Origin of the sequence: Caproiciproducens sp. NJN-50 (genome assembly GCF_004103755.1) — a bacterium.
Taxonomy (GTDB): Bacteria; Bacillota; Clostridia; order Oscillospirales; family Acutalibacteraceae; genus Caproicibacter.
Window position 1 is genome coordinate 783,695 of the sequence record NZ_CP035283.1, and the last position, 16,776, is coordinate 800,470.

14 protein-coding genes are annotated in these 16,776 nt (G+C 50.9%); 7 read left to right on the forward strand and 7 right to left on the reverse strand.

Features of this window, described 5'->3' with window-relative positions; all coding sequences use genetic code 11:
- Window positions 1-301: 301 nt before the first annotated feature.
- Together EQM14_RS03810 and EQM14_RS03815 are read left to right on the forward strand one after the other, a co-directional pair.
- Window positions 302-1,198: a hypothetical protein gene (locus EQM14_RS03810; RefSeq protein WP_128741705.1), complete on the forward strand. Its 897-nt coding sequence runs from the start codon at window positions 302-304 to the stop codon at window positions 1,196-1,198.
- Window positions 1,199-1,418: 220 nt separating this feature from the next.
- Window positions 1,419-1,688: a hypothetical protein gene (locus EQM14_RS03815; protein WP_128741706.1), complete on the forward strand. Its 270-nt coding sequence runs from the start codon at window positions 1,419-1,421 to the stop codon at window positions 1,686-1,688.
- A gap of 101 nt (window positions 1,689-1,789) precedes the next feature.
- On the opposite strand, the gene EQM14_RS03820 is transcribed toward EQM14_RS03815, so the two are convergent.
- The 7 genes from EQM14_RS03820 to licT all read right to left on the reverse strand — a co-directional run bounded on the left by EQM14_RS03820 (window position 1,790) and on the right by licT (window position 10,440).
- Complete coding sequence (locus EQM14_RS03820) at window positions 1,790-3,199, reverse strand: sigma-54 interaction domain-containing protein (RefSeq protein WP_128741707.1); 1,410 nt, start codon at window positions 3,197-3,199, stop codon at window positions 1,790-1,792.
- A 208-nt stretch (window positions 3,200-3,407) separates the two neighbouring features.
- A complete protein-coding gene (locus EQM14_RS03825; RefSeq protein ID WP_128741708.1) occupies window positions 3,408-4,547 on the reverse strand; it encodes an acyl-CoA dehydrogenase family protein in 1,140 nt (379 codons plus the stop codon).
- A gap of 34 nt (window positions 4,548-4,581) precedes the next feature.
- Window positions 4,582-5,841: a CaiB/BaiF CoA transferase family protein gene (locus EQM14_RS03830; RefSeq protein WP_243112609.1), complete on the reverse strand. Its 1,260-nt coding sequence runs from the start codon at window positions 5,839-5,841 to the stop codon at window positions 4,582-4,584.
- A gap of 78 nt (window positions 5,842-5,919) precedes the next feature.
- Window positions 5,920-7,236 (reverse strand): GntP family permease, encoded by a 1,317-nt coding sequence (locus tag EQM14_RS03835; protein WP_128741709.1) that lies wholly within the window; start codon window positions 7,234-7,236, stop codon window positions 5,920-5,922.
- Between the two features lie 122 nt (window positions 7,237-7,358).
- Window positions 7,359-8,165: an enoyl-CoA hydratase-related protein gene (locus EQM14_RS03840; RefSeq protein WP_128741710.1), complete on the reverse strand. Its 807-nt coding sequence runs from the start codon at window positions 8,163-8,165 to the stop codon at window positions 7,359-7,361.
- Window positions 8,166-8,604: 439 nt separating this feature from the next.
- Window positions 8,605-9,156 carry a DUF1062 domain-containing protein gene (locus tag EQM14_RS03845; protein ID WP_128741711.1) on the reverse strand — a complete coding sequence of 184 codons (552 nt, stop codon included), beginning with the start codon at window positions 9,154-9,156 and terminating at the stop codon, window positions 8,605-8,607.
- Between the two features lie 456 nt (window positions 9,157-9,612).
- Complete coding sequence (gene licT / locus EQM14_RS03850) at window positions 9,613-10,440, reverse strand: BglG family transcription antiterminator LicT (RefSeq protein ID WP_128741712.1); 828 nt, start codon at window positions 10,438-10,440, stop codon at window positions 9,613-9,615.
- 517 nt (window positions 10,441-10,957) lie between these two features.
- On the opposite strand from licT, the gene EQM14_RS03855 reads away from it, so the two are divergent.
- From EQM14_RS03855 to ptsP, 5 genes are all read left to right on the forward strand, one after another.
- Window positions 10,958-12,409, forward strand: coding sequence for a glycoside hydrolase family 1 protein (locus EQM14_RS03855; protein ID WP_128741713.1), 1,452 nt, complete (start codon window positions 10,958-10,960; stop codon window positions 12,407-12,409).
- 101 nt (window positions 12,410-12,510) lie between these two features.
- Window positions 12,511-13,905, forward strand: coding sequence for a PTS transporter subunit EIIC (locus EQM14_RS03860; protein WP_128741714.1), 1,395 nt, complete (start codon window positions 12,511-12,513; stop codon window positions 13,903-13,905).
- Between the two features lie 110 nt (window positions 13,906-14,015).
- The gene (locus EQM14_RS03865) at window positions 14,016-14,519 is read left to right on the forward strand and encodes a PTS sugar transporter subunit IIA (RefSeq protein WP_164918955.1); all 504 of its coding nucleotides are present in this window, start codon (window positions 14,016-14,018) and stop codon (window positions 14,517-14,519) included.
- Window positions 14,520-14,637: 118 nt separating this feature from the next.
- On the forward strand, window positions 14,638-14,898 hold the full coding sequence (locus EQM14_RS03870) for an HPr family phosphocarrier protein (RefSeq protein ID WP_442861471.1): 261 nt from the start codon (window positions 14,638-14,640) through the stop codon (window positions 14,896-14,898).
- A gap of 17 nt (window positions 14,899-14,915) precedes the next feature.
- Complete coding sequence (gene ptsP / locus EQM14_RS03875) at window positions 14,916-16,583, forward strand: phosphoenolpyruvate--protein phosphotransferase (RefSeq protein ID WP_128741716.1); 1,668 nt, start codon at window positions 14,916-14,918, stop codon at window positions 16,581-16,583.
- Window positions 16,584-16,776: the final 193 nt, after the last annotated feature.

The window sequence follows — 16,776 nt, forward strand, 5'->3', positions numbered from 1 at the left end:
TTCAAAACGATTGACTTCTTTTTAGGCAGGCGTATAATATGAATATAGGCAATTGCCTAACATATTCCGGTCACTGTGTTTCATTGATCGGAAGAGATCCCCTGATCTAATTTCAACTGCGCGTCTTGAAACAGACTCAGGGGGAAACGGGGGGTGAGTCAAATGACCGCATGAGAGAGGGACAGACTCCTCTCTCCCGTTTTTCCGCACGTAAATCTGTGACCGGGTCCGGAAAATTGGACCAAAGGAGGAAATGGCAGTGGTTCGTAATTATAAAAAATTCGTCAGTATCGTTCTGGTCTTGGCGCTCTCCGCAGTTGTTTCTCCGCCGGCATTTGCAGAACAGATTAATTCCCCGGCCTCCCCGGCTGCCGCGCCGGGAGAAAGCGCGAAGGCCAATCCCCTCGACACGGGAAAAAATATTCTTTATTACCTGTTTTGGACGAAAGACGCTAAATTGGAGAGCGATCTCGCAAATCTTCAAAAGAGCCTGGATCTGTCGTCCAAACAGATGGCCGAACTGGAAGCAGTCGGGCTAAGTCAATTTCAAGCGACAAGAAGCCCGGGCAATTCTGCGAAAAGCGGCGATGTCAAAGCGTTCAACGCTTCTGTCGAGGCGCAGGCCGCCAAAACGAATCAAGAGATTCAATCGGCTTTGAAAGACAGCTATCCGGGTTTCAGAAATTGGATTAAGGCATGGTGGCAGGGCGAAAGGGATTACAGGAACAACGCCGTTGAAAGCGCCATGAAGCCGGACGCCGGGATTACTACGCATACGATATACGCAACACAATATGTGCCGGATACATCAGGGGCAACAGAAGTCGCTTTGCCGGACAAATATATTAAATCCGCCAACCTTGGCTCGTCAAGCCCCTATAAGAATCCGCCATATACCGTAACGGTACGCTCATCCGCGGCGACCCTTTCAAACGTGAGGGTGGAGGAAGCGGGTCCATGGAACGAAAATGATAACTATTGGGACACAGCGAGAAGGACCTGGAATGGTCGGCTCACTCTGGGGACGCCGGAAGCATATGCCGCATTTTATGATAACTTTAACAATGGGAAGGACGAATTCGGAGATACGGTATTAAACCCTGCGGGTATTGATCTTTCCACCGCGGCGGCGCGGGCGATTGGACTGGGCGCCAATAAAAGCGGCTGGATAGTTGTAACCTTCAGCGACCTCCCGTAACCAAATCAAAGCCGCAGGGGGGACCGCTATATATGGAAATGACAGCGGCCGCGTCCCAACGGCGCAGGATGGATCGGCGGCAAGGCGAACGAAGCATGCGCGGTTGAGCAGCAGATATGAGAACGGCTATGTCAACATACATAGATATTTTTATGTTTAGGGCCGTTCATATTTAGTTTAAGATCAACGACGCTGATGGAATGGCTGGAGGAATTACTGTATGAAAAAATTGAGTACAGAGAGGGTTGTACTCTCTATACTGGTCTTGCTGATCGCCTTGATTCTGGTCTTTCTGATTGCGCTGTTGGACGGAGAAATCGGAATTTCGGTCAGACAAAGCGGCAATGGAGGAGATCAGTCCTATTCATTTATTACAATGAATAGCGGACCCGGTGTAATGAGCGAGTTTGAACCCATTTTCCAAAAGACATCGGGTGAGGCGGTTTTAAATACAGCCATTCTGAAAAGACAATATCGGCGGTTGGTCTGAACCTGCGAAATCCGAAAAGCCCGACTGAACTCCGGTTGGGAGGTCAAGCCAGTCGGGGGTTCCGGAAAAGGGTGGCGGGTATGTTATAACAAGGCGAAGCCCTACACGCAATTTTTAATTTTTAATTTCGCTATTTTTTTATAAAGAGCGCTCCGGTGGATCCCCATCTCCTCGGCCGCCAGCCTACAGTTGTTGTTCTTTTCCCGCAAAATCTGCCGGATGAGCTGCCGTTCATAGTCGTCCACCAGATCGGACAGCTTCTTGCCGCCGTGCACCGCCTGGCCGGACCTTTGCCTGGCAGCCATCTTTGCCGGCAGGTCGGTCAGGTCGATCGAGAGCCGGTCGCAAATCGCGTAGGCCCCCATAATCACATTGTTCAGCTCCCGGACATTGCCCGGCCAGGGATAATTGTAAAAGCAGCGCTTCACATCGCCGGACAGAACGATGGACTGATTGTACTGCCGGTTGAGCTTGGCAAGAAAATATTTCGCCAGATCCAAAATATCTTCCCGGCGCTGGCGGAGAGGCGGCAGCTCGATGTTGACCACGTTGAGGCGGTAATAGAGGTCCTCGCGAAATTCCCCGGTTTCGATCATCTTGTTCAGATCTTTCCGGGTGGCCGCAATTACCCGTACATCCACTTTTTCGGGCCCGGACCCGCCCAGGGGCTCCACCTCCTCCTCCTGAAGGACCCGTAGGATTTTTGCCTGCATGCAAAGGGGCATATCGCCGATCTCATCCAGAAAAATCGTACCGCTGTTCGCCAATTGGAATTTTCCCTTTTTCCCGCCTTTTTTGGCGCCGGTGAAGGCCCCCTCGTCATAGCCGAAAAGCTCGCTCTCCAGCAATTCCGCGGGGATGGCCGCGCAGTTGATGCTCACCATCGGTTTGTCCTTCCGGCTGCTGGCGTTGTGGATCGCCCTGGCGAAGACCTCTTTCCCGGTCCCGGTTTCTCCGGTCAAAAGCACGGCGAAATCGGTCTGGGCCGCCTTGATGCCGGCCCTCTTTTTTTCCACGAAGCATTCGCTGCCGCCCACGATGGAATCAAACGTGTAGGCATTTTCCGTGCTTTTGCGATACTCTTCCCGATAGAACTCCAATTCGGCGTATTCGTTCATCATTCTCTTTGCCGAGGCCAGGGCCTGAAGGCGGAACTTCACCTGCGCCACGCCGGCCACCACCTCGCCCTGGTCGTTATATACACAGGAGCGGCTGACCAGGACGAAGGTGTTGTCGTTTTCCTTGGTGTCTCCGCTCACATATTTATGAAGCGCCAGCTCTTCGCTGTACAGGTTCGTCACGATATCCGGCATTTTTGAGTTTTTAATGGTTTTCTTGATCGGGTAGCCCACGATCTCCGATTTGGGCTTTCCCAGAAAATCGCAGTACTGATCGTTGATGTCGGTAACCACGCCGTTTTTGTCCACCACGATAAACCCGTCGTCCGTGATTTTGAGGACCTCGTTGAAAATATACTTATATCTTTCGCTTTCGGCCGAATCACCCGCCATTGCATATCCACCCCTTCCTGTGCAGTCTGCCTTGTTTTCCTCTTGGTTACGCGGTTTCCATGTGTTAATTATACTATGGCGGAGCAGGAAATAAAAGAGAATCGAGGGGCTTCCGGTCCCCGCGTTCCCCGTTTCCGCCCGCGCGCGGAACGGGGAACAGGGCGCGGCAGACGCCGCGCCCTGAACGATCGCGAGCAGCCTGGACCGGTTACTTCATGGCTTCCCTGGCGATCACCAGCTTCTGGATCTCGGAGGTTCCCTCATACAGGGGGATGATGCGCGCGTCCCGGTACATGCGCTCAATGGGATAATCCTTCATATAGCCGTAGCCGCCGTGAATCTGGAGGGCTTTGTTGGTAACCCAGACGGCATTTTCCGAGGCGAAGTATTTCGCCATGGAGGCCAGCTTGCTGACCGGCAGCCCGCGGTCGTACAGGTCGGCCGCCTCCATGATCAGGGCCCTGGCCGCCTCGGTGCGGGTAGCCATGTCCGCGATATACCACTGCAGGCCCTGGAGCGCGGCGATGGGTCTGCCGAACTGGACCCGCTGCTTCATATAGGAAGCGGAGGCCGCGATGGCCTCGTCGCAGATTCCCAGCGCCTGAGCCGCCATGCCGATGCGTCCGCCGTCCAGCCCGATCATAGCGATCTTGAAGCCCTCGCCTTCCGCGCCCAGCCGGTTTGCCTTGGGAACGCGGCAGTCCTCGAAGATCAGCTCGGAAACCGACGCGGCCCGGATGCCCATTTTATCCTCCGTCTTTCCCAGGGAAAAGCCCGGGGTCCCCCGGTCCACCAGGATGGCGGACATGCCCTTTACGCCCTTGCCCGGATCCGTCAGCGCGACGAGCACGACGAAATCGCCCTCCTCGGGCCCCATGTTGCTGATGAAGCATTTGGTGCCGTTGATGACGTAGTCGTCCCCGTCGGAAACCGCCTTGGTCTTGGCGGAGGCGGCGTCGGAGCCGGCGCCCGGTTCCGTAAGGGCAAAGGCCCCGATCTTGCCGGAGGCCGCGGCGGTCAGATATTTTTTCTTCTGGGCTTCGTTTCCGAATTTCCGCAGGATGTCGGAAACCATCGTATGCACGGCCAGAACCTCGGCGGTGCTGGCGCATTTCCGGGCCAGCTCGGAGACGACGAGCACCTTGCAGACCGCGTCCATATCCGCGCCGCCGTAGGCCTCCGGGACATTGATTCCCATAAAGCCGCTGTCCGCCATCTCCGCAATGATCTCTTTGGGAAAACGGCCGGTCCGATCCAGCTCGGCCGCGATGGGAGCCAGCTTGGCCCCGGCGAAGTCCCGGGCCATCTGCTGAATCATCTGCTGTTCGTCGGTGAATTGAAAGTTCATGATTTCCCGCCCTTCCTCTTTTTCATTGAATAATTTAATACCGGTCCACCGTGATGACGTTCTCCTTCAACAGTCCGGCGACCTCGGAGTCGGAATAGCCGCACTCTTTCAGGATTTCCACGGAGTGTTCGCCGACCAGGGGCGCATGGCACCTCACGGTGGGTTCAATATCGTCCGCGGAAGCCGGTTCCTCGGCGGCAAAGCGGACAGGGGTCATCGCCTGCTTGGTCACGCTCCCGTCCAGGTTGGCCACCGGGACGATGTATTTGTTTTCCAGCGCCTGCGGGTCGTCCAGGACATCCTTCACATGCTGGATCCGCTCGTGGGCGATATCGGCGGAGGTGAGCAGCTTGACCATCTCGTCCTGGGTATGCTTGATGAATTCGCCGCCGATCACCTCGATGAGCGCGGGGCCGTTCTGTTTGCCGGCCGCCGCAGTGCAGAATCTGGGGTCGTCCACCAGGTCGTCTCTTCCCAAAACCTTCATCAGCGTATTGTAATATCTGTCATGCTCCAGAATGCTCAGGAAGATCCACTGGCCGTCCGAACACTGGTAGGAGTTGATGACGGGGGACACGGCGTTTTTCCTCGTTTTGGGATACTCGTCGCCGTACTGGGTGGACACCACCTCGGCGCTGGTGTTCCAGATCGCCTGAGCGAACAGGGAAACCATGACCTTGCAGCCCTTGCCGGTTTTGGCCTTCTGATACAGCGCGGCGCAGATGCCGCCGCTGAGGGAGCAGCTGGTGGCGGCGTCGCCGAAGCCGATGGGGGGATTGATCGTAGTGCCGCGCTCGGCCACGTCGATCATGCAGCCCGACCTCGCCCAGAACGCGACGGTATCAAAGCCGGCGTTGTCCCGGGCGGGGCCGAAATCGCCGAAGCCGTTGATCTGCGCCCAGATGATGTGGGGATGCTTCCGATGGAGGGTCTCGTAATCCAGCCCCATTTTCCTCAGGGCGCCCGTCCGGTAGCTGGACAGAAAAATGTCGGACTTTTCCAGCAGCCGGTCCAGAATTTTGAGGCCCTTTTCGCTTTTCAGATTCAGCGAAAGGTCCCGTTTGTTTGCGTTGTAAGCGGTGTACCAGGGGTTGCACCCCCGTTCGATGGGCGCCGACATGGTGCCGCCGGTGCCCCGGCCCGGATCGCCGAAGCTGGGCTCCACTTTAACGACATCCGCGCCCCAGTCGGCCAGGATCTTCGCCGTGCCGGGGCCGGCGACAAAATAGGTCAGGTCCAGGACCTTAACGCCTTCCAGCGGTAAAAACATAACGATTCCTTCTTTCATTTTCATCGGTTGGCCGCCGCCTGCGGCCCGTTGCTGCGCGGCGGCGGCAATTCGTGGATCGGCATCTCTTCGGTTACGGCCCGCCTACGGCAGATTGGGGAACAGCGTGAACAGTACGACCCCCACCAGAGAGCCCAGCAAGGGGATCACCACGGTCAGCCAGAAAGTCAGCGGATAGGAGTCGCGGTGCGTCTCGTGGCACAGGCCGTTGGTGACGGTGACGATATAGCCGTTGTGGGGCAGGGAATCCAGGGCGGAAGAGGCCAGCGCCATGATGCGGTGCACCGTGGCGGCCGAGATGCCCTGCGCCACATAGACCGGGCCCAGAATCGGCACCGCGATGCCCAGGCCGCCGGAAGCGCTGCCGCAGATGCCGGCAATGACCGTGGTCCCGACGACCAGGCCCAGAAGCTTCGGGCCAGGGATGTTCACCATCGCGTTGGTGATAATGGAGAACACGGGGCTGTTGGTGGCGACGCCGCCGAAGCCGTTGACGGCGCAGGTGTTCGTAATGGCGAAAAGGGCCATCGCGGCGCCGTCCGCAAAATGTTTGGGCAACTCCTTGGCATTGATGAACTTCCACATCAGAAGAACGGCCGAGACGGCACCGCCCAGGACGCCGGTCTCGACTTTGGCGATATTGACGCCGTTGATCTTGAAATTGACCAGGAAAATGGTGATGACAAGCGGGATCAGGGCCACAACAGGATTCGGCAGGTTCTCGTTGGGGTCCTCATTGATTTCGTCGCCTTCTTTAGCGAGGAAGTGCTCCCCGCGGGTTTTTGCCTTCTGCAGCCAGATGCGCAGCAGGGCGATACCCGCCACCAGCATGAATCCGCAGGAGATGAAACCGTTGACGGCGCCCGCCATAAACGAGGTGCCCAGAATGGTGGACGGCACCGCGTTATGGATCTGCACGGCGCCCGGCGCGATCATCGCAAAGGTGGAACATCCGAAGCACAGCGCGCCGGGGATATAGTTGCGGGGCAGGTCCGCGGCGTGAAAAACCTGCAGCGCGATGGGGAACACGCAGAAGGAGCACACGAAAGCGGACACGCCGCCGTAGCACAGCACGCCGCAGGCCAGAGGCACGGACACAAACGCCCACTCGGTGCCCATGATCTTGATGATGAACTTTGCGATGGACTTCGCGCCGCCGGTGATCTCCATGGCCTTGGCCATCAGAGTCCCCGTCAGGAAAATCAGGTAATAGTTTTTAAAAAACGTGGTGAAGCCGGTCATGAAATAATCCTTGTACGCATCGTACACATTCATCCGGCTGGTCAGGGCCACCACAAGCGTGCAGCAGAAAACCGTCAGATAGATGTTGAACCCTTTCATGATCATATACATGAGCAGCGCAAACGCGAGGATGATGCCAATAATGCCGAAAGCGGTCATTGATACTCCTCCTCATTTGATCCTTTTCATCCTTTTCAGGCAGACGGGGAATGGAAATCGGAGAATTCGTGAATTCTGCCCTGCGCTCAAAAAAGCGGGGACGCGAAAAACCTGAATGGATCTTATTTATTTTTAAACACCGGCGGGCGCTTTTCCAGAAAGGCGTCCATGCCCTCCTGCTTATCTTCGCTTCCGAAGGTGATGGCGCAGACGTCCTTTTCCAGCTCCAGCCCGGTTTTCAGGTCCACTTCCATCCCGCGGTTGATGGCCACTTTCGCATAGCGGACGGCGATGGGGGCCATCGCCAGAATCTGTTTCATCACGGCTTTGGCTTCCTCCAGCAGGGCATCTCTGGGGACCACCTTGTTGACCAGACCAAGGGCGCAGGCCTCCTGGGCCTTTACCTGCCTTCCCGTGTAAATAAGCTCTTTGGCCCGGCCTGTGCCGATGATTCTGGGCAGGCGCTGGGTGCCGCCAAAGCAGGGGATCACCCCAAGTTTTACCTCGGGCTGGCCGAAAACGGCGTTTTCCGAGGCAATGCGGAAGTCGCAGCTCATGGCCAGCTCGTTGCCCCCGCCGAGCGCAAAGCCGTTCACCGCGGCGATGACCGGCTTTTCAAGCGCCTCGATGTGATTGAAAACGCCCTGGGCATAGGCGGAGTAATTTCTGCCCTCTTCCGATTTGTAGTAATGCATCTGCACAATGTCCGCTCCGGCGGCAAACGCTTTTCCCGCGCCTGTCAGAATCACTCCGAAAATGTCGTTTTCCCGTCCGAGGCAGCCGAACAGCGCGTCCAGTTCCCCCAGAGTCCGGTTGTTCAGCGCGTTGAGCGCCTGGGGCCGGTTCATGGTGACCAGCGCAATTCCGTCTTCCGCTTCGACGGTTATATTTTCGAATCCGGCTTTTAATTTTTCTAAGGTTTCGCCCATGTTGATTCCTCCTTACGATCTGTACCACCGTGTGATGGTTTTTTACGGCAGTGACCCGCCGGCCGGTCAAGTCACTTACTTTCTGTTTACCCATGAGCAATCACGATACCAATTTTGTACGCGCGGACATTTTTGTGCATACCTGTCAATGCCAGGCATGGATTTTTATCCGTAATGGATAAAATTCCTTTCAGAATCCCATCGCCCTTTTCATCCCCACCACGTTTTTGTCTCCATTTTTATATATCTGCCTCCATTTGGAGACAATCGGCTTTTCGGAGGCTTCGCAGCGAGGAAAATGCGTATTTCTGATTTCCGCTTGTCTCCATTCGGAGACTCGACAGGAGCAGTTCTTTCGGCAGCTCAGATTGAGCATGACTCACAGCGCCGAGCGCAGAAAGACGCGGGATGTGGATTACACCCCGCGTCTTTCTAATGCCTATCGGATTTCAATGATGATTGTACCGGCGAGCTTGCATTTTTTCAGGTTTTGCCTCGACGTGCAAACGATTCTTCCTCTTTCACATAACCGGTCAAATCGGCTGCGGGAAATGCCGAGCTTATTTCGGACGGCTGTTGCCGTCTTGTATTCGGAGGGCCATTCGGCAGTCAGCTCGATGCAGACTGGTTCTGTGAAATCAACAGTATCGCCCAGAATTTCAATTTCCGGGATTCCCGGTTCAGCGCCATTCCTTTTGAGCAGCGCCGCATCCGTCGCATAGCGCATTGCCAGTTCCCCGTCATTTGCGTGAAATCCTTGAAGCAAATCCGGCGGCAGCGAGCGCGGATTAACGCGGGACATAATTGTACAATTCCATGTCGTATCGCAGTTCCAACACTTGAAAATCAGCCAGACGTCCAGAGCTTTCTGTTGAGCGTTCACCCGAAAAAGACCGCTGGAGGCAAAGGCGGTCTTGGCGCCGCAATGCTTGCAGTACCTAACCGCTGTCGGCGCACTGAGATAATGCGCCGTCCATGTTGCTTTTTTCAAATATGATTTTCCTTCCTGTAATGAGCGTTTTAATCAGGAAGGAACAAAAAGGCGGACTGTAAACATGAAGATTTCTCATAAGTTTTCCCCCTGCACACAGAAAAAGCCGCGTCAAGGCATAGATACCCTGGCGCGGCTTTCCGGTTTTTCAAAATTACAGCCATAACGGCGTTGAATCCAAACCAAAAATCCGGCGATATCCATTAACCCTTAAAATCGCCTGACACAAAACAGGCCGCGCAACACGCAGCAAGTTTTACAAAGCGAATTTCTTTGATTAACGGATTGTAGACATTGGCAGTCTCCCATCGGTTTGGATTCTGAATACCAGTATATATCCGGAAAGATTTATCGTCAACCGTTTTTGAGACGATTTCATGGCTTGTGTGAACGTACATTTGTCTAGAGTTAAGCTTTATCGCCCCCCGGTGCGGCTTGCAGCCTTTTCACCGCGGATTATTTAATGATTCGTGCAATATGGGCTGTCAAATAGAGCATTTCTTCGCTGCTTAACTCAAATTTGTACTTTTCTGATACGAACTGTTTGATCTTTTCAACACACTGGTATGCGCTTTTATGCTTGTGTTTTATAACCTCCAGCAAGTCCGTGCTGTCGTCATCGTAGTGGGTATTATTTAAAAGCCGTTGTGCGAAAAACTTGAGATGCGTAATAAACCGGTAATAGTTCAGAGAGTTCTCATCAAATTCAATCATAAAATACTGTCGGACAATCTCGCTGATCTCCTGCATGATGCGCGTAATGTCATACATGTTGGAGATATCTCCGTTTAATTCAGCGTTGACGAAATGTAAGGCGATAAATGCGGCTTCATCATCTAGAAAATGGAGCCCGGTTTCTTCCCCTATCATCTGGTTTGCTTTGAGGCCGACTTCGTACTCGTCTTTGTAGAACCGCTTAACATCCCAGAATAAAGGATTTTTAATCGCGCAGTTGTCTTGATAGCGCTGAATGGCCCCTGAAATATGGTCGGGAAGTGTGACGTAGATGCTGTCGTTGAGTTTTTTCCCCAGCTTGATTTTCGCATAGTTGATAATGCGTTCGGATAAAAGGATATGCTCCATCGGGATGCTTTCCAGAAGCTCCTGAAAGCGCGAGAAAGCTCCTTTATCCGACAGGGTAAACGTCTTGTCGATTTTAGAAGCGTCCAACTCATCGCCGATTCGGCGCTGAAAAGCAAGCCCTCGTCCCATGACGATGGTTTCCTTTCCCCTTTCGTTTGTAGTAATCGCCACATTGTTATTCAGGATTTTTGTAATTTTCACGGCAATCACCTCATCAAAACAAAAAGGCAAAACCACAGCCTCAAACGGCTTGGTTTTGCCTGCATGACCAGTCACAATCCATTGATTTAGTTTTATTTAGTAAATGATAGCAAAAAATTCACGTGGAGTCTATAGCCAAACCTTACGATAACGAAACTAAAATATTGTATAATTTACTTAATTCCACGCTGGACATCCTCCCGGCTGTAAAAAATCGCAAAAGCAATATTCACAAAAAGCTGGCATGACGCGGGCTGCCATTATAATTTCATCAACAGCAGCCTGGTCCTTCGCAAAGGCCCGTCTTTCTGCAAATATAGGTATTGTACGAAAAAATCGTTTCATATTTGTAAATCTTGGCGTGTTGACAATAAAACCGGATAGAGATAAAATAAGAGCCAATCTAATACGCGTATGGATTGTGACTGGAAACAGGCAAAACCACGAAGTACTGGTAAGTATTGTGTGGTTTTGCCTTATTTTTATGCTTTTTTGAAATGGAAGGAGGAATTCTGAATTGGAACAATTTCCCAAGGATTTTTTGTGGGGAGGGGCCACGGCGGATTTTCAGTATGAGGGGGGATACGGAGAAGGTGGAAGAGGGCTTCTCAGCCATGATTTTGAGACAAAAGGCAGCGTGACGCAGACCCGTCAGATCACGCTGAAACTCCGCGACGGAGGCCGCGGAAGCGTCGGCTGCCGGGCTTCGCTTCCGGATGGAGCGGAAGCGTGCCTTTACGGTGATGTCTATTATCCGAGCCATAAGGCCACGGATTTTTATCACCACTGGAAAGAAGACATATCCCTGATGGCTGAAATGGGTTTCAAAACCTATCGTTTTTCTATTTGCTGGTCAAGAATTTTTCCCACAGGTGACGAATCGGCACCCAATGAAGAAGGTCTGAAGTTTTATGAGAATGTTATTGATGATTTGATTAGCCGCGGGATTGAGCCGCTTGTCACAATCTGCCATGATGAGCTTCCCTATTATCTTTGCGAAACATATGATGGCTGGAGCAGCAGACATACGATTGATTGCTATGTAAAGTATGCCGGAGCCTTGTTTGAGAGATTCCGAGGGAAAGTAAAATACTGGCTGACTTTTAACGAGATCAATGCGGTCGGCGGCTATGCCCAGATCGGTACGCACAAGCAGGACCATCAGACACATTATCAAGCGGTTCATCATATGTTTGTGGCCAGCGCAAGGGCAATTCAGTTAGCGAGGAAAATCATTCCGGAAGCAAAATTTGGAACGATGTTTGCCCTGAGCGAGATCTATCCGGCGACCTGCAAACCCGAAGACATTTTTGCCGCATATCAAAAAAGGAGAGAATCGCTATTTTTTGCAGATGTGATGTCGAGAGGGTATTATCCAGGGTATTCACATGAGATCTTCCAGCGCAAGAAGGTGGTGATTCACAAAGAACCTGGTGATGACGAGCTGCTCAAAAACGATACGTTGGACTACATTTCGTTCAGCTATTATCGCTCCGCAATTGCGGATGTATCTTCGGAATTCGACATCATGGGGGGTGACCCAAATCCATATCTTGAGAAAACCCCATGGGGATGGCCGATTGATCCATTAGGGCTTCGCTATTGTCTCAACGAACTGTACGACCGCTATCAAAAGCCGCTCTTTGTCATCGAAAATGGCCTTGGGGCGGTTGACACGCTGGAGAAAGACGGAACGGTTCATGATTCTTACCGCATCAGGTATCTCAGGGATCATTTAGCCCAGATCAGAGATGCCATCAACATTGATCACATTCCTTGTTTTGGCTATACCATGTGGGGATGTACGGATGTAGTGTCTTTAAGCACAGGCGAGATGAAAAAGCGCTATGGGTTCGTTTATGTGGATATGGATGATGACGGACAGGGTTCATTAAAGCGTTACAAAAAGGATTCTTTTTACTGGTACAAAAAAGTAATCGAAGAAAACGGCGGCAACCTGGACGAATAGCGATATGCTGACACCGATGCCACAGGCTTCAAATCGCATGAAACAATCTTTTTGGGTGAGTTGTGTGAAAAATGTAAAGAAGGAAATCGAGAGGGTGTATTATGGATTATATTAAAATTGCCAACGAAATTGTAGAGGCGGTAGGCGGAAGCGGGAATGTCCTCTCTGTAACGCATTGCATGACGCGTCTTCGCTTTACGCTGAAGGATAAGAACCTTGCAAATGTAGAGGCAATCAAAAAAATAGAAGGCGTCCTTGGCAATACCTTTAGTGCCGGGCAGATGCAAATTATTCTGGGCAAGAACCTGCTTCCAACATTTGAAGAGATTGTGAAGAACAATCGCTTTGAAGTCGGTGAAACGGTAGACGAAAATCTGGACAATATTGATCCGGGCAAAGGAAACGAAGAGAAAAAGCCGAAGGATCTATTGAAAAAATTCGGTTCCGGAATATTGAATTATATCGTTTCTTCCATTACTCCAATGATTCCGGGCTTGATCGCGGGCGGCATGCTGAAGGTTTTCCTGCTGATTTTTTCCCTGATCTGGCCGTTTATTACGAAAACTCAAAGTTACCAACTGATCAATTTTCTTTCGACGGTTCCGTTTTATTTCATGCCGATTTTCGTCGCTTTCGGCGGGTCGAAAAAAATGGGCTCCACGCCTGTTTACGCCATGATTGTTGCCGCGGGGCTTATATATCCTGATTTTGTAGCTTTGGTCACGGCGGGCAAGCCGATTACTCTTTTTGGGATGCCTGTCATGCTGGTGAAATATTCCAGCTCGTTGTTGCCGGCGTTGCTTTCTACCTATGCCGTTGCAAAGCTGGAGAAGCTCTTCAATAAAATTATTCCGGGGATTTTCAAAGCCATATTTGTTGGAATGCTTACCATAACCGTAGGTATGGTATTGACTTTAGTCGTACTAGGGCCTCTCGGCACTTTTGTCGGCAATTATGTGGTCGCGTTTCTCCTTTGGCTCCAAACGGTAATTGGGCCGGTCGCCTTGGCGTTGGTTGCGGCAATCTTGCCTTATATGATTATGACTGGCATGCATAACCTTTTCAGCCCGGTTATGGTTCAGCTCCTTTCATCAACCGGGTACGACTCCCTTTTCCGGCCTGCGTTAATCCTTCATAATATGTCCGAGGGCGGAGCTTGCTTTGCTGTTGCGTTGAAGACAAAGAGTAAAGACCTACGCTCTGAAGCTGTGAGCTGTGGAATAGGCTGTATTTTTGCCGGTGTTACCGAACCTGCGATATATGGTATCACTCTCCGGCTGAAAAAGCCTCTTTTCGGAGTGTCGGCCGGCGGCGCTGCAGGAGGTCTGGTCGCAGGTGCTTTGGGTGCAAAGGCTTTTGTTATGGGATATTCGACCATTCTTGCGGTGCCTATATTTGAGAACACCATTACCGCAATTCTCCTTGGAATCGCGACTGCGATTGTAGTTTCCGGCGTGGTTACATATATTCTTGGATTTGAGGACATCAAAAAATAGCAGCCTTTGGGATAAAGCGATTCACCGGTTGCCAAAGTGCATTTAAGTCGTAATAACAGCTTAGATACGCAAAAACTCATACACCCAATATGGCGGGAAAGGATTTTATTTTGTTTAATTTGTTTTCAAGAGAAAAAAGGAGATATAAAGATTTCTTACCTTGCAATGCACTTTTGGCGGTTGCAGATGGTTATTTGGTTCCAATGGAAAAAGTCCCGGACGAAGTCTTTTCCCAGAAGATTTTGGGCGACGGAGTCGCGATTCAAATTTCCAGCCAGACGATTTGTTCCCCTGCCAACGGGATGATCGATACCCTGGCACCTCATGCCTTCGGGTTGGTATTGCCGAATAAGATTGAAGTCATGGTGCACATTGGGGTGGATACCGTTTCCATGGGGGGGAAAGGATTCAAAGTTCTGGCGGCTGAAAAGTCGCAGGTGAAACAAGGTGATCCGGTCATCCGGGTCGATAAAGACTTCCTGGAGAACAAAGGATTCAATCTCATTACTATGGTAGTAGTGACAGATGCGCGGGATTTTCAATTCCGATATTCCGCGGAAGGAACCGTTCAAGCGGGGAAAAGCGTGCTTGCCACTTACGAAAAATGCGTATAATGCCGTCTTCACACGTTGCGACAGTCCAGGCCTACCCGTTTATCGGAACGCACAGTAAAATGCTGTGCGTTCCGAAATGTTACAGGAGTTCACTTTAATATAATAAAGGAGGCGAGTGATGATGAAAGAATTTGAATATGTCATCAAAAATGAAAGTGGAATCCACGCAAGACCCGCAGGCCTTCTTGTCAAACAGGCACAGCGGTTTCAGTCACAGGTGACGGTTATGAGAGGTTCAAAAAATGCCGATGCGAAAAAATTGTTTCCTTTGATGGGCTTATGCATAAAAGGAGGAGATAAAGTTAAAGTCAAGGCCAATGGGCCGGACGAGACAGAAGCCATACAGGTCTTGGAAGACTTTTTCAAAAATAATCTTTGAATACCGAGGAAATAAGGATGTTTGTTTTAAGTGGGAAAAATGCCTGCGGCGGAATCGTATCCGGTAAAATCCTTTTTTATAGGAATGATTCGATTGAAATCCGCAAGTATCAGATTACAAATACCGGAAATGAAATTGCGCGGTATAAACAGGCGTCTGAAAGAGCTATCAGCGAACTTGAAGAACTATATGAACAAGCACTGCATGAAACCGGAGAGGCAGCTGCGCAAATTTTTCAGATCCATCAAATGATGCTGGAAGATGACGATTACCGCGATTCCGTTGAAGCGATCATCAGGACACAGAAGGTAAACGCCGAGTATGCCGTTCGGGTAACAAGCGAGAGCTTTGCAAAATTGTTTTCCAGCATGGACGACGATTACATGAAAGGCAGAGCCATGGATGTAAAGGATATTTCGGAGCGGTTGGTTGCTGCTTTATCCGGTATAGCGCAGAGATCCATTTCGTCTGACTCGCCCGTTATCCTTGCCGCAGATGATTTGGCACCCAGCGAAACGGTGCAGTTGGACAAAACCAAAATACTGGCATTTGTTATGAAAAACGGCTCAGTCAATTCCCATACGGCTATTCTCGCGCGGACCATGAATATTCCCGCAATCGTAGGAGTCGGCGAAGAGCTGCAGCCGGAATATGACGGCATGGATGCGATTGTTGACGGATTTACCGGAAAAGTCTACATTGAGCCGGACAAAGAGACTTCAGAAGCTTTCGAGAAAAAGCTCAGTCAGGAGAATGAAAAAAAGAAGCTGGTCGAGCAGTTTAAGGGAAAGGACAATATAACTCTGGATGGACGGCATATTGATATCTACGCCAATATCGGAAGCCCGGATGACCTTGGCAAAGTATTGTTAAATGACGCCGGAGGAATTGGTTTATTCCGAAGCGAATTTCTGTTTCTGAAAAATCAAACGTACCCCACCGAAGATGAGCAGTTTTCAGCCTACAAAGCGGCGGCAGAAAGTATGGGTGGAAAGCAGGTTGTTATTCGGACCTTGGACATCGGCGCGGATAAGCAGGTGAGTTATTTTAATTTACCCAAAGAAGAAAATCCTGCAATGGGGCTGCGGGCCATCCGCATCTGCCTGACGCAGGTTGACATTTTTAAAACGCAGCTGAGGGCTTTATATAGAGCTTCCGCATTCGGCAAAATAGCCATCATGTTCCCTATGATCACTTCAGTGGAGGAGATCGTAAAGATCAAAAGAATTGTGGATGAAGTCAAAAAAGAATTGAATGAAGGAAATTATGCTTATGACGGTGACGTACAGCTTGGCATTATGATTGAAACTCCTGCTGCCGCCATGATCAGCGATAAGCTTGCAAAGGAAGTGGATTTTTTCAGCATCGGCACGAATGATCTGACGCAATACTCCTTAGCGATGGACCGTCAGAATGAAAATCTGGGTGAATTTTTTAATCCACATCATTTGGCGGTCTTGCGCTTTATAAAAATGGCGATTGACAATGCCCACAAGAATGGGATCCGGGCGGGAATCTGCGGGGAACTTGGCGCCGATTTGGACCTGACAGAAATATTTCTGGCACTCGGTGTGGATGAGCTGTCTGTATCGCCCTCGATGATTTTGAGGCTTCGTAAAAAAATCAGAGAAACGGACACAACCCAGATTGATGATAAAATTCTGATTGATTTAGACATGAATTAGAAGATGAGGATGGAACTTTTCGCTGTCTGGTCTGCTCAATGTCCAGGGCAATAAACAGATCTATTTTCATTAGTCGCGGTCGATTGGTTAATAATAAATTTAAATCTGAAAAGCAGTTCTATCCTTAACGGCTCATTTGATTTTTGGAATACATAGTTTCAGCTTTAATTGGATTCGTTTTTGCCGTCATCGA

What these genes read in the sequence shown, in the direction of transcription:
- EQM14_RS03860 (WP_128741714.1), top strand. Translation starts at nt 12,511, where the DNA reads ATGGATTATATTAAAATTGCCAACGAAATTGTAGAGGCGGTAGGCGGA.
- EQM14_RS03870 (WP_442861471.1), top strand. Translation starts at nt 14,638, where the DNA reads ATGATGAAAGAATTTGAATATGTCATCAAAAATGAAAGTGGAATCCAC.
- EQM14_RS03825 (WP_128741708.1), bottom strand. Translation starts at nt 4,547, where the DNA reads ATGAACTTTCAATTCACCGACGAACAGCAGATGATTCAGCAGATGGCC.
- EQM14_RS03830 (WP_243112609.1), bottom strand. Translation starts at nt 5,841, where the DNA reads ATGAAAATGAAAGAAGGAATCGTTATGTTTTTACCGCTGGAAGGCGTT.
- EQM14_RS03835 (WP_128741709.1), bottom strand. Translation starts at nt 7,236, where the DNA reads ATGACCGCTTTCGGCATTATTGGCATCATCCTCGCGTTTGCGCTGCTC.
- EQM14_RS03840 (WP_128741710.1), bottom strand. Translation starts at nt 8,165, where the DNA reads ATGGGCGAAACCTTAGAAAAATTAAAAGCCGGATTCGAAAATATAACC.
- ptsP (WP_128741716.1), top strand. Translation starts at nt 14,916, where the DNA reads ATGTTTGTTTTAAGTGGGAAAAATGCCTGCGGCGGAATCGTATCCGGT.
- EQM14_RS03815 (WP_128741706.1), top strand. Translation starts at nt 1,419, where the DNA reads ATGAAAAAATTGAGTACAGAGAGGGTTGTACTCTCTATACTGGTCTTG.
- EQM14_RS03820 (WP_128741707.1), bottom strand. Translation starts at nt 3,199, where the DNA reads ATGGCGGGTGATTCGGCCGAAAGCGAAAGATATAAGTATATTTTCAAC.